This is a genomic window from Sphingobium sp. B10D7B, assembly GCF_025961955.1.
Lineage (GTDB): Bacteria > Pseudomonadota > Alphaproteobacteria > Sphingomonadales > Sphingomonadaceae > Sphingobium.
The window spans coordinates 1441888-1454930 of sequence record NZ_JAOQOQ010000001.1; the positions used below are offsets into that span (position 1 = coordinate 1441888).

Below are 13043 nucleotides of genomic sequence, written 5' to 3' on the forward strand. Positions count from 1 at the left end.
AGGCATGGGATGGGCGAGAAATTCGCAATCGTCACGGGCGCGTCTACCGGCATCGGTTTCGAACTCGCCCATCTCATCGCGCAGGATGGCTATGACCTGCTCGTCGTCGCTGACGAGCCGCTGATCGACGCGGCCGCGCAGGACTTCAGGCGCCATGGCGGCGACGTGCGATCGCTGGAGGCCGACCTCTCCACGCTCGACGGCGTGGATCGGCTTCTGGCCGCAGCGGAAGGCCGGAGGATCGACGTGCTTTGCGCCAATGCCGGGGTCGGCACGGGCGGACCCTTTCTGGAGCAGGATGTCGCCATGTGGCGACGGTCTGTCGACACCAATGTCACCGGCACCGTCTATCTTCTGCAGAAGGTGCTGGCCGACATGGTCGCGCGCAATGACGGCAAGATTCTCGTCACCGGCTCCATCGCGGGCTACATCCCGGGCACCTTCAATGCCGTGTACAACGCGACCAAGGCGTTCATCGACAATTTCACCGAAGCGCTGCGCAACGAGATCAAGGAGGCCGAGGGCGTTACCCTCACCACATTGATGCCCGGCCCCACGGACACCGAGTTCTTCGAGCGCGCCGGTCTGCTGGATACGCAGGTCGGCCAGCAGGACAAGGCCGATCCCGCCAAAGTCGCACGCGATGGCTGGAAGGCGCTGCTGGATGGCAAGGGGCATATCGTCTCGGGCCTCTCCAACAAGCTGCAGGTCGCCGCCGCGGGCGTCGTCCCGCAGGCCATTCTTGCTGAACAGCATCGCAAGCTGGCTGAGCCCGGCAGCGGAAAGGACTGAGCCATGGCCGACAAGAAATGGTCTCAGGATGTGACCGAACATTCAGACGCGCTCGATCTGGATGAGGGCGTCTTCAAGCAGGACGATCCGGCGAAGATCGCAGCCTCGCTCAAGCGCTCGGCGGAGCATAGCAAGCGGCGCAAGGGCACCGCGCTCCAGTCCGCGATGAGCATGCTCACCTTTTACATCAACCGCGCAGGCGACAATCTCGGCAAGGAGCAACGCCAGATCCTTGAGAAAGCCAAGGATGAGCTGCGCGAGGCTTTTGGCAAGGAGCCAAAGACTGCTGGAAAGGAGCAAGCCCATGGATAAGGATCGCGAGGCGAAGGCCAATCCTCCCAAGGACAAGGGCGAGAAGGGCAATCCAACCGAGATGCCCCGTGGTCCCATGGGCGATGCCCGGCCGGACGCTGCCGAGAATGACAATCGCACCGGCGGTGGTCAGTCTCAGGAGAAGGTGGAAGACCGCCCGATGGTCGGCTCGGTCAAGCCAGAGGATTATCCCGAGCAGCAATAGCCTGTTGCGGGAGGGCGAATACATCGCCTCACTTGGCATTCTGAAGCATTTGCGCCATCATCGCGGGATGAAGATAGCACCGTGTACCATCTGCATCGTGCTTCCGCGTCATTGACGTGAGAAGCTGACGGCGGGCGATCCAGCGATCGCCCGAGCACGTTGTCTTGCGCCAGCGGCCGTCTCAGGCCCTCGAAGCTGGCGATCAAATCTTCAGGCCAGACCAACCATGCAAAATATATTTGAAAGCCCCTTCAAGGGCATCACGCTCGATCGTCTTGTCACGCATCCCAACATCCGGGTCGGACGCCACAGCTATTATTCCGGCTATTATCATGGCCATGGTTTCGACGATTGCGCCCGCTACCTGCTGCACGATGACGGCGCGGACAAGCTCATCATCGGCTCGTTCTGCTCCATCGGATCGGGCGCGTCCTTCATCATGGCGGGCAATCAGGGCCATCGCAGCGACTGGATTAGCACCTTCCCCTTCTTCTGGATGCCGGACGTGCCGGCATTTGCCGGTGCGGACAATGGTTATCGGCCGGCAGGCGATACGGTCATCGGTCATGATGTGTGGATCGGGTCGGAAGCGGTGATCCTGCCCGGCATCACCATCGGGCATGGCGCGATCATCGGCACGCGCAGCGTCGTGACGAAGGACGTCGCCCCCTATGCCATCGTCGGCGGCAACCCCGCCAAGCTGATCCGGCAGCGCTTCGCAGAGGCGGACGTCGCCCGCCTGCTTGAGCTGTGCTGGTGGGATTGGAGCGATGACGACTTGCAACGCGCCATGCCCATCCTGACCAGCGGCGATATCCCGGCTCTCTACGAACATTGGCGCACGAACATCGCTGACGACAGATAAGGGAGAAGCCTCGAGCCGGCGCTGGCGTCAGGGAAGGCGGCAGGCTAGATCACAGCTTGCCGGCGCCGGGGCGCCGCGCTGTCCGCTCGGATGATGGGGGAAGGAACATGGCGGGGCTTTTTACGGCATCCGATGGCGTGGCCCGTTGCGGCTGGTGCGCAGCGTCGGAAGATTACATCGCCTATCATGACGATGAATGGGGCTATCCCCTGTCCGACGATCGGCGTCTGTTCGAGAAGCTGAGCCTGGAAGGCTTTCAGTCGGGGCTGAGCTGGCGAACGATCCTGACCAAGCGCGAGAATTTTCGGGCGGCGTTTCACGGCTTCGATTTTCATCGCGTCGCGGCCTTTGATGAGACGGATGTCGAGCGCCTGCTGCAGGATGCCGGCATCGTCCGCCACCGCGGCAAGATCGAGGCGGTGATTAACAACGCGCAGCGGGTGCAGGATCTTGTGCGCGAAAGCGGCTCCTTCGCAGCCTACGTCTGGAGCTTCGAACCCCGAGACGAGGTTCCGCATCTCGCCTCAACGTCGCCTGCGTCCATCGCCATGTCCAAGGACCTCAAGAAGCGCGGCTGGAAGTTCGTTGGCCCGACCACGGTCCATGCCTTCATGCAGGCCATGGGGCTGATCAACGACCATGCCGAAGGCTGCGCGATCCGGGCGCGGGTCGCCAACACTCGCGCCGGGTTCAAACCCCCGCAGGGCTGAGAGGCCGTGCGGGGCCGGGGCGATCAGTCCGGCGCGCGCCTGTTGGCCTCGATCGCCGAGACCTCAGGGCCATATTCGTTGATCGTCGCGCGGCGCATGTCGCGCTTGTAGCGATAGCGCTCGAATGACGTCGCGCTGTGCATCGTGCAGCGATTGTCCCATACAACCATGTCGCCCGGCCGCCATTTATGCGCGTAGACATAGCGCTCCTGCGTGGCGAAGCGGTAGAGCTCGTCCAGGAAGGTGCGGGCCTCGTCTTCCGGCCACCCTTCGATGCCCACGCCGTGCCAGCCCATGTACAACGCCTTGCGCCCGCTGGCCGAGGTGCGGACCAGCGGATGAGCCATGCGCGGATAATTTTTGCGCATCTCCTCGTCCTCGAACTTGACGCCGTTCAGCTGCAGCGCGCGGAAAAGGTCGTGGTCCACCTTGAGGTCGGCGACCTTTGCCTTCATGTCCTCCGGCAGATCGTCATAGACGGCGCGGGTGTCGATGAACTCCGTATCGGCACCCTGTGGCGGGGTGACATAGGCCAGCAACATCGACCATTTCGTGGGCCAGGAATTGAACGGGCTGTCGGTGTGGAACAGCTCGAAATCGGCCGGTTGGGCGCCATCCGGCTTGGGCTGGATGATCTCGCCCTCGGCCGTGAGATTGCTGATGTCGTAAAGCTCCGGCGCGATCCGCTTGCGCCCGGGCGGTGCCAGTTCCAGCGGGCCGAAGGACCGGGCGAAGGCGATATGATCCTCGTCCGACATGCTGGCATTGCGGATCACGCAGACGGCATATTGCGCCATCGCCGCCTCGAAGAATTCGACGGTCTCGGGCGAGAGGGGGCCGGAGGTATCCAGATCGGTGATCTCGCCCACGAACCGGGGGTGCAGTTGGTTGATCGTCATCGCTCCGCTCATTCCTCATCCCACTCTTTTCTCAGCCTGGCGCGAGCAGGTGCTGCCTGCGCGCCATGCCATTCTTCCTCGATCTGGCATGAGCGCCGGCCCTCAAAATAGTGTGTTCTTTTGCGGGACCGCTTCATGCCTGTCGGGAGGCTGCTTTCATGATGCTTTGGGACCGCAACCAATTCACAGCACTATTTTCGTCCCGCGTGCTTAGCCCAAAGGCAGGTGGACAAGAGAGGATGTCATCGACCGGACCTCGTCTGCGACACGCGAGCAATGCGGCGCAGTACCGGATCGTGCATCCCGAAACAGCCGCAAGGCCGGGAGGGTGAACATGACTGCAGGCCATCGTCTTTCATTCACGTCGCGCGCGCAATTCGCGCTTCTGCTGCTCAGCAGCGCCTCGATGCTGGGGCTGGCCCAGCCGGCCAGCGCGCAAGCTGGCTCGGCGAGCGCGGATGTCGGGGCGCAGGATAGCAATGGCGATAATGAGCGCGCAATCATCGTCACCGGCACCCGCATCGGCGGCGAAGCACCGGTCGGCACGGCGCTCGTCCAGCTGGGCAAAGAGGAGATCAGGGCAACAGGCCTCTCCAGCACTGCCGACATTCTGGGCACGGTGCCCTCCATCCTGCGTCTGGGCGGCGGCGACAATTATGCCGGTGGGCAGGCGCAGCAGGCGAACACGATCAACTCCTTCAACTTCAACAAGTCGCCCAATGTCCGCGGCCTTGGCGTTGGCGCGACGCTCAGCCTCGTGAACGGGCACCGCGTGCCGTATGAAGGCGGCAACATGAACTCGTTCGACGGGGATAATTACCCCGCGCAGATGATCCAGCGGATCGACGTGGTGCAGGACGGCGGCTCGGCCCTCTACGGCGCGGACGCGATCGCGGGGACGGTCAACTATATCCTGCGACGGCCGGAGGACACGCTTGAAGTCCACGGCGGCTATCGCAAGAATGACGGTCAGGATGGCTGGTATGTGACCGGCATCGGCGGGGTGCGCTGGGGCGAGGGCAGCGTGGGTGAGGGCGGCATTATCCTCTCCTACCAGCACTCCTATCAGACCGCCTTCGCGGCCTCGGCACGCCCGGATCTCTATAATGACGATCTCTCGCCTTATGGCGGGGCGCCCTCATCGCTTTACTCGGCGCCGGGCAATGTCGTCATCAACGGCATCTATTACGGCATCCCGGCGGGTCAGGACGGGTCGAAGCTGACTCTCGCAGATCTCAAATCCACGCCCAACTATTTCAATACCTGGAGTGGCATCGAGGTTATTCCGCAGGTTGAGGCAGACCGCTTTGCGATGAACTTCGAGCAGAATGTTACCGATTGGCTCCGTGTGTTCGCGGACGCGCTCTATGTACGGCGCGACTTCACCATTAACGGTCCCAACTCGTCGACCAGCAACCGCGTCACCAATCTTGGCCAGTTGCCGCGCATTCCCAACAGCAATCCGTTCAGCCCGTGCAACCCCAGCCATTATGCGGGCGGCGTCGTCACCGGTCCCGCCAACCTCCTCGCCGCCTGCGCGACGGGCGCGCTCTCCGTGGCCTACAGCACCGTCTACGACATCGGGTCGCCACGCCGCTTCGGCAAAACCGAAACCTGGACCTATGGCGGCGGTGTCGACATCAAGCTGCCCTATGACTGGTCGGTAACCCTGTCGGCTTTCGCCGGCACGCATGATGCGCCCTCGACCACCACGCAGACGGGCGGCGCGCCGGCGCCTGTCTTCGCGACGTTCAACTTTTTCTGCGATCCCACCGCCTTCCAGTGCACCGATCAGGCGACGGCCGATTCCATCAACGCGCGCGGCACCTCGCTCATCAACCGGACCAAATATGACATGCAGGTCTATTCGGCGACCGCGGACGGCCCGCTCTTCTCCCTGCCGGCCGGGCAGGTGAAGCTGGCCGTGGGCGTCGAGCGCTATGAAGGCTCGCTGCTCAACGAGAATAATTTCGGCGGCAACAACTTCAATCCCCGCAGCGTCTCTTCCGTGTTCGGCGAATTGTTCGTGCCGGTCGTGAGCCCGGATGCGGAAAGCCGCCTCATCTACAAGCTCGAGCTCAATGGCTCGATCCGCTATGATGATTATAGCGACGCCGGCACCACGACCAATCCGCGTCTGGGCTTCAACTTCTGGCCGACGCGCGGCCTCAAGATTTTCGGCAGCTGGGGCACGTCCTTCCGGGCGCCGGGCCTTGCCGATAATGATCCCTTCTCGCAGACCGGCGTTATCCCGCTGGTGACGGCGGGCAACCAGCTCTCGCCGGCGATCTGCGCGGCGTGTCAGGGCGTGCCTATGGGCGCGATCTATCAGTCGATCGGTGGCGCCAATCGCGATCTCGCGCCCGAGACCTCCGAGACCTATGCCATCGGCGTCGACTGGACACCGCCCTCGCTGCCGGGCCTCACCATGTCCGCCAAATATTGGTGGCTGAGCTATGAGGGCCAGATCACCACGCCGGCCTTCAACGTCGGCAGCGTGCCGGCGATCAACCAGCAGATCTACAACTCGCAGATCATCTACAACCCGGCCTATTTCCCGACACTGGCCGCGAACAACCCGACTGCCTTCTTTGGCGATTTCCCGACCATCAATCAGGCAAACCCTTTCTGCGCCGCAGCCTTCGGGAAGAATGTGACCACGCAGGCGCTCTACGATGCGATGATCAGCTGCTACAACACAGGCGGGGAGCGGGGCGGTCTGTTCGGTCCGCCGACGGCGCCGGGCAATGTGTTCGCGCTGGTGAGCGGCCGCCGGATCAACGCGGGCAAGACGGTCGGCCGGGGCATCGATTTCAACATCGATTACGCCTTCGATAGCAGCATGGGCCGGTTCAACCTCGGTGCGGTTGCCTCCTACACGATGAGCTGGAAAGTGTCCCCGCTGCCCGGCGCTGAGCTCGTGCAGGAAGTGAACCAGCTCGGCTTCCCGCTCACCTTCCAGGCGCGCGGCCAGCTTGGTTGGCGGCGCGATATCGGGATGGGCGATCTGTTCGCCAGCACCTTCGTCAACTTCCGCAATTCCTATGAGATCGATCAGGCACAACTACCAGTCGGCGTCGACCCGTCCTATGCCAAGATTGGCTCCTACACGACGTTCGACCTGACCATCGGCTTCGACACCGGCGACCGGGGCGGCTCATGGCTGACGGACAATTTCAGCATCGTCCTCAGCATGCAGAACGTCTTCGACAAGGATCCGCCACTGGTCGTCAATCAGGCAGGCCTTGCCGGCAGCGCGATCCGCTTCGACCCGACTTATGGCAGCGCGCTGGGCCGTGTGATGCAGATCCAGGTCGGCAAACGCTTTTGACGCGCGGTTCGCTGGGCGGGGTGGCGGCCTGCATGCTGCTTGCGGCATGCACGGCCTTCTCGGGCGACGGGTCGCCCTCGCTCGCACCGCCCGTGGCTACCGCGAGGGAGGGAAGCGTCGTGCCGGTCATGGGTCACCCTGCGCCACTGTCTCTGCTGGAGGACAAGGACCCGCGCCTGGCCCAGAACAAGCGCCTCGCGTTCGACATGTGGCGCAGCATCGTCAATGCCGGCCATGTCGAGCGGGCAGACGATCTTCTGACGGAAGACTATATCCAGCACAGCCCGGTGCTGCCGAGCGGGCGCGCGGCCTTCAAGCAGATTTTTTCGGCCGTCCCACGCCGCGATATCCCGCCGCTGGTCTCCCCGCCGCTCGTTACCATGGTCGCAGAAGGCGATCTGGTGGTGATGGCCTTGCGGGAAGAGCTGCGCGAGCCGGAGGGGGCCGGGCGCTATACCAGCACGCACTTCAACCTGTTCCGGGTGGAAGGGGATCGTCTGGCCGAGCATTGGCACTCGGTCGAAGCCCCGCCCGGACCAGATCTGCCTTCGCCGGAGGAGGGTGGTCCGCAGCCGGTGACGGGCGCGACTGGGCCGGCCCAACAAGCGCGGCTCCAATCGGACGATCCCGCACTGGCAGCCAACAAGCGGCTCGTGTTCGATGCCTGGCGCCATCTGGTTGATGCGGGTGGCGCGGCCGCCGCTAAGAAATATCTGGCCGGCGACTTCATCGAACATGATCCACGCGCCACGCACGGCGCGCCCGCGATCATCGCCGCAGCCAAGGGTCGCACTGCGGTACCGCTTGCGCAGGCCATGCAGGCCACACTGGTCGCCATGGTCGCGCAGGGCGATCTCGTGATCGTCGTCACCGGCCATGAGCATCCGCATCCGAGCCGGGTAGGGGCCAGCTACACGACAACCCAGTTCAACATGTTCCGCATCGAGAAGGGGCGCCTTGCGGAGCATTGGACCGGCGCGATGAAGCCGGGAACCGTGCCCGGCCCCTATACCGATTGATGACATGCTGCGTGGAGAGACAATTTGACTGACATCGCCGCCGCGCAGCCTGATCCGGATCGCGCCGCCAGCCCCGTTTATCGCCCCCATTATTCGGACGAAGCCTGGCCCGCCGCGCGTCAGGCCTATCATGTCGCTTGGGTGCTGGCCGCCGTGCAGATGTGCGCCCAGCTCAATAACGGCGTCATGACGCTGCTGGTGGAGCCCATCAAGCGCGACCTGCAATTGACCGATATGGAGATGAGCTATCTGCTCGGCTTCTCGGTCAGTCTCTTCTACGTGCTGATCGGCATTCCCGCCGCTCGACTGGTGGACCGGCATAATCGCAAGCATCTGCTCGCGGTATCCGTTTTCCTGTGGAGCCTCGCCAGCGCGGCGTGCGGCCTTGCCCAGAATTTCTGGCAGTTCTTCGCGGCACGCTTTGGCATTGGCGCGGGTGAATCGATCAGCGGGCCGCTCTCCTATTCTCTTATGGCCGACTATTTTCCGCCGGAAAAGCTGCCCCGCGCCATCGCGATCTACAATGTCGGCTTTCAAGGCGGCACGGCGCTCTCGCTGCTGCTGGGCGCGGTGATGATCCATCTGCTTTCCGGGATGCCCGCCATTCACCTGCCCCTGCTCGGTGCCGTGCGCGAGTGGCAGGTGGTGTGGGTGGTGACCGGCCTCATGGGCATTCCGATCCTGCTGCTGGTCGCCACGATCGTGGAGCCCAAAAGGCGCGGGTTCAGTGCGGCGGCGGTGGTGGGGATGCAGCCCCGCAAGGTCGGTCTGCGCGAGACATTGCGCTATCTGCTCGCCCATTGGCGGCTCTACGGCCCGATGTTCCTGGGCCTGTGCTTCACCGCCATGCACATGTTCGGCACGGCGGCGTGGAGCGCGGCCTTTTATGCACGGACCTATGGATGGGCACCGGCGAGCACGGGCCTCTACACCGGGCTTCTCAGCCTCGTCCTCGCCATTCCAGCGCTGTTCGGCGCGGTCTGGCTCAACGATCATTTCCGCAATCGCGGCCATGCCGATGCGAACATGCGGGTGCTGGCCATCGGCTTTACCGCATCGGCGCCCTTCATGATCGCCGCGCCACTCATGCCCAGCCCATGGCTGGCGCTCGGAATGGGCGGCATCGGCACGGCCTTGATGCTGATGGCGGCGCCATCGCTCAACTCGGCCTTGCAGGTGGTGACGCCCAACGAGATTCGGGGGCAGATCACCGCGCTCTATCTGTTCACCATGACGGCGGTGGGCGGCGGGCTCGGACCGACCTACTTCGCCTTCCTCACCCAATATGTGTGGGGGGACGAGGCGCTGTTGCGATATGCCATCGCCACCTCTGCGGCGATTTCTTTCCCGCTGGCGGCGATCACCTATTGGGCGGGGGTGAAGCCCTACCGCCGGCACATCCTGGAGATGCGGGCCCATGGTGCGCCGCTCTGAACCGGTCTGCCGCATCTGCCTATTGTCGCCACTATTTTCGCGCCCGGCGCAGCGGCACTCGCTGGGAAATCAACGGCATGCCTCTTCGGAGAGGCCGCGCCGGCCAAGCTGACACATATCGAGGGAGAGAATGATGGCGGACAAGCGTGGAACGATCGTGATCGTGCATGGCGCGTGGGTTGGCGGGTGGCGCTGGCGCAAGGTGGCCGATCTGCTGCGTGATCGCGGCCATTATGTGTTCACGCCCACGCTGACCGGGCTGGGTGAGCGCGCCCACCTCAGCAGCCGCGACGTCAATCTGGCGATGCATGCGCAGGATATCGCCAATGTCATCCGCTATGAGGAACTGGAGAATGTGCTGCTGGTCGGCCACTCCTATGGCGGCATGCCGATCTCGCAGGCGACCGAACTGATCCCCGAGGGGGTGATCCAGTCGATCCTCTATATGGACGCTTTCATGCCGGAGAACGGCCAGTCGCTGAACGATCTGGTGCCCGGCGAGCCGCACCTCCCGCCCGAGGAAGGGGATTATCTTGTGCCGCCGCCCCGGCTGCTGCTGCAGGGCTTCAATGCGCATATGGACCCTGCGTCCCGCGCGTCTTACGAGGATCGGCGCACGGCGCAGTCCGTTTACTGCTTCTCGCAGAAGGCCGAGCTGACCGGTGCCCGCGACCGCATCCCGCAAAAGACCTATGTGATCGCCACCGGCTACAAGAACGATACGTTCGCCCCCGTGGCCGAACGGTTGCGCACTCAGCCGGAATGGCGCGTGGAGGAAATGCCCTTCACCCATGATCTCCAGCACGTTGCCGTGACCGAATCTGCCGACATGATCGAATCCGCGCTGCCCTGAGGCCACTCGGCTCGGCTCAGCCTTGCAATGTAGGCACTATTTTCAAGCGGGCCGGTCCGCACACTGGCTCGAATTGAACGAAAGGCGGCCCCAGAGGCATTGCCAGACCGGACGGATAGCCCGCCGACTGCGATGCCCCGGCCGCCATGAGGAGAGAGAATCGTGAACAATCAGGCTGCCGCCGTCGCCTCGCGCCCGACCTCGGTCGAGAGCTTCATTCGCTATTCGGAGCGCGCTGCCGATGGGGGCTGGATCGAGAAGAACGGCTCTTATTCCTTCTCGATGGAAGACCATGACGTGACCGTGCACAACGCCCGGCTCGCGGACATCTCGTTCGATGCGCAGGGCTTCACCCTGGTGAAGCACGCCACAGATGTCGATTTCACCGACAAGGATGATTTCGAGCGCCGCTATTATCCCGAGGTGGCGCGTCTGGTGAAGGATCTGACCGGCGCCAGCGAAGTCTTCGCCTTCATGGGCATTTTGCGCGGTGGCGAGGATGCCAAGGGCGGCGGCCCGGCGCTGAGTGCCCATGTGGATTTCAACGGGCCTGCGCTGCAGCAGTGGATCGCGCGGCTCGTGCCCGATCGGGCCGAGGAACTGGCGGCCAAGCGCCTCGTCAACATCAATGTCTGGCGCGGCACCAAGCCGGTCGAGAATTATCCGCTGGCGGTCTGCGACAGCCGCAGCGTCGAGAAGCGCGACTTCTTGAGCGTATCGCTGGGCAAGCCCGAGGGCGGCTTTCGCCAGGGTATGCCGGCCGGCCTCAACATGGCCTACAATCCCCGGCATCAATGGTATTATTATCCGGATATGCAGCCCGATGAGGCGCTGATCTTTCGCCTGTACGATACCGGCAATCCCGATTGGCAGATGACCGGCCATACCGCCTTCGAGGATCCGACCAGCCTGCCGGGTTCCCCGCGCCGGGAGAGCTTCGAGGTCAGGACCATCGCGGTGTTCGACGCATGATGGCGCGGCGCTCTCCTGTCCGCTCCGCCATCCTGCGCGCCGGATCAGCCCGAGGCTGCGCCGGCCGGCGCGCCGATGCGGAAATGGCCTTCCTCCAGCCGGGTCAGCTTCGCCTGTCCGCTCTGCTGCCAGGGGTCCTTCGCCAGTCGATCGAGCACTTCTTCGCGGCTGTCGGCCAGAAACACGAACAGCACATCCTCGGACTCGGCCAGCAGGCCCGCCATGGCGATGAAGCCCTCCTTTTCGAGCGCGCCCATATAGCCGGCATGATCCGCAAAGCCGGGCTGCTCATGCGCTTCCTTGCTGGGGTCCCAAAGGTCTGTTCGCTCGACCAGAGCGACGAATGTCTTTTTCATAAGAACGCCTTTCAAGATTATCGGACTGTCACAGTATAAGTTCAGTATAATAATATATTCAAGAGTTACGTTGGAGAATTAATCATGAAGGTCTTTGTATTCGACTGGACCGCTTATCAAGAGAATGTTGATAAGTATCGCGAGGATGGTGTTCTTCCGCGCTTGGGTGCAAGTCATTTTGACCCGAATGCCGCTGCAAAGACTTACAAGAACCATCTCGAAGCATGGGCGGAGATGGACAAGCAGGGCTTTGATGGCATTGCAATCAATGAGCATCATGGCACGCCCTTCGGTCTGGGCAATTCGCCCAATCTGATGGCGGCAGCGCTGTCGCAGGTGACTGAGCGCCTGAAGATCCTCGTTTACGCCAATCTCCTGCCCATCCACGAGCCGCTGCGTCTGGCTGAAGAGATCGCCATGCTCGATTGCATGAGCAACGGACGGCTGATCTGCGGCGTGGGTCGCGGCGCGCCCCGCGAATATAAAATCTTCAACGTGCCCATGAGTGAATCACGCGGTCGCTTCAATGAGGGCTTCGAGGTGATGCGGCGCGCCTGGACGCAGGACAGATTCTCCTTCGACGGGGAGTTCTACAAGTTCGAGGACGTCTCGCTGTGGCCGCGCACCTTCCAGCAACCCCATCCGCCGATATGGGTGCCGCTCACCGGGTCGAAGGAGTCCATCGAATGGGCCGCCGAGCATGATGCGACCATCACGCCGGGTATCTTCCGCGGGTCCATGCGCGAGGATACCATCCGCTATTTCGCCGAATGCCAGGCCCGCCATGGACGCGAGGTCCAGTCGGACAAGATCAGCATCATGGTCGACTGCTACGTGGCCGATTCCAAGGAGCAGGCCATCGAGGAATATGGCAGCCATCTGATGTATCTGTTCAACACGCTGCTGCGCTACGATCAGGTCTGGCAGTCGGATGTGCGCAAGACGAAATACTATAGCTCCACCGCGTTCGAACATCTGCGCGAGGGCGCGAAAGGCACGCTGGCCGAGGATGACACGGTGTTCAACGAGTGGACGATGGACACGGTCCGTGGCGCAGCCCAGCACATGCCGATCGGCACCGCCGACGAGATCGTCGCGCGCATCATCGATGAGTGCAACGATGCCGGCGCCAACAATGTGCTGCTGGTCTGCAACCGCGGCGACATGCCCCACGACATGTACATGAATCAGGTGCGCCGTATCGGCAAGGAGGTCTTGCCACGCCTGCAGGCGCACAATGTCACCTTCGTTCCCCATGCCGAGCGGCAGCAGGCAGCGGAATAGTAGTCGGTTAA

13 protein-coding genes are annotated in these 13043 nt (G+C 63.0%); 11 read left to right on the forward strand and 2 right to left on the reverse strand.

Features of this window, described 5'->3' with window-relative positions; all coding sequences use genetic code 11:
- Positions 1 to 9 precede the first annotated feature (9 nt).
- The 5 genes from M2331_RS06780 (at position 10) to M2331_RS06800 (ending at position 2884) form a co-directional block, all read left to right on the forward strand.
- The gene (locus M2331_RS06780) at positions 10 to 792 is read left to right on the forward strand and encodes an SDR family NAD(P)-dependent oxidoreductase (RefSeq protein WP_181559570.1); all 783 of its coding nucleotides are present in this window, start codon (positions 10 to 12) and stop codon (positions 790 to 792) included.
- Between the two features lie 3 nt (positions 793 to 795).
- A complete protein-coding gene (locus M2331_RS06785; protein ID WP_181559571.1) occupies positions 796 to 1104 on the forward strand; it encodes a DUF3175 domain-containing protein in 309 nt (102 codons plus the stop codon).
- The gene (locus M2331_RS06790; protein WP_181561598.1) at positions 1097 to 1309 is read left to right on the forward strand and encodes a hypothetical protein; all 213 of its coding nucleotides are present in this window, start codon (positions 1097 to 1099) and stop codon (positions 1307 to 1309) included. Before M2331_RS06785 ends, M2331_RS06790 begins: the two co-directional genes overlap by 8 nt.
- A 226-nt stretch (positions 1310 to 1535) precedes the next feature.
- The gene (catB, locus tag M2331_RS06795; RefSeq protein WP_181559572.1) at positions 1536 to 2174 is read left to right on the forward strand and encodes a type B chloramphenicol O-acetyltransferase; all 639 of its coding nucleotides are present in this window, start codon (positions 1536 to 1538) and stop codon (positions 2172 to 2174) included.
- 107 nt (positions 2175 to 2281) lie between these two features.
- On the forward strand, positions 2282 to 2884 hold the full coding sequence (locus tag M2331_RS06800) for a DNA-3-methyladenine glycosylase I (protein WP_181559573.1): 603 nt from the start codon (positions 2282 to 2284) through the stop codon (positions 2882 to 2884).
- 23 nt (positions 2885 to 2907) lie between these two features.
- On the opposite strand, the gene M2331_RS06805 is transcribed toward M2331_RS06800, so the two are convergent.
- Positions 2908 to 3783, reverse strand: coding sequence for a TauD/TfdA dioxygenase family protein (locus M2331_RS06805; RefSeq protein ID WP_181559574.1), 876 nt, complete (start codon positions 3781 to 3783; stop codon positions 2908 to 2910).
- 334 nt (positions 3784 to 4117) lie between these two features.
- On the opposite strand from M2331_RS06805, the gene M2331_RS06810 reads away from it, so the two are divergent.
- The 5 genes from M2331_RS06810 to M2331_RS06830 all read left to right on the forward strand — a co-directional run bounded on the left by M2331_RS06810 (position 4118) and on the right by M2331_RS06830 (position 11392).
- Positions 4118 to 7114 carry a TonB-dependent receptor plug domain-containing protein gene (locus M2331_RS06810; protein WP_181559575.1) on the forward strand — a complete coding sequence of 999 codons (2997 nt, stop codon included), beginning with the start codon at positions 4118 to 4120 and terminating at the stop codon, positions 7112 to 7114.
- Positions 7115 to 7146: 32 nt separating this feature from the next.
- Positions 7147 to 8133 (forward strand): nuclear transport factor 2 family protein, encoded by a 987-nt coding sequence (locus tag M2331_RS06815; protein WP_181559576.1) that lies wholly within the window; start codon positions 7147 to 7149, stop codon positions 8131 to 8133.
- A gap of 24 nt (positions 8134 to 8157) precedes the next feature.
- Entirely contained in the window at positions 8158 to 9567 is a 1410-nt protein-coding gene (locus M2331_RS06820; RefSeq protein ID WP_181559577.1) for an MFS transporter, read from the forward strand.
- 130 nt (positions 9568 to 9697) lie between these two features.
- Entirely contained in the window at positions 9698 to 10420 is a 723-nt protein-coding gene (locus tag M2331_RS06825; protein ID WP_181559578.1) for an alpha/beta hydrolase, read from the forward strand.
- Positions 10421 to 10582: 162 nt separating this feature from the next.
- Complete coding sequence (locus M2331_RS06830; RefSeq protein ID WP_181559579.1) at positions 10583 to 11392, forward strand: CmcJ/NvfI family oxidoreductase; 810 nt, start codon at positions 10583 to 10585, stop codon at positions 11390 to 11392.
- A 44-nt stretch (positions 11393 to 11436) separates the two neighbouring features.
- Here the strand turns inward: M2331_RS06830 and M2331_RS06835 are convergent, their stop codons facing one another.
- Positions 11437 to 11748, reverse strand: a complete 312-nt coding sequence (locus M2331_RS06835; protein ID WP_181559580.1) for a hypothetical protein — start codon at positions 11746 to 11748, stop codon at positions 11437 to 11439.
- 84 nt (positions 11749 to 11832) lie between these two features.
- Between M2331_RS06835 and M2331_RS06840 the strand changes: the two genes are divergently transcribed.
- The gene (locus M2331_RS06840) at positions 11833 to 13032 is read left to right on the forward strand and encodes an LLM class flavin-dependent oxidoreductase (RefSeq protein WP_181559581.1); all 1200 of its coding nucleotides are present in this window, start codon (positions 11833 to 11835) and stop codon (positions 13030 to 13032) included.
- Positions 13033 to 13043: the final 11 nt, after the last annotated feature.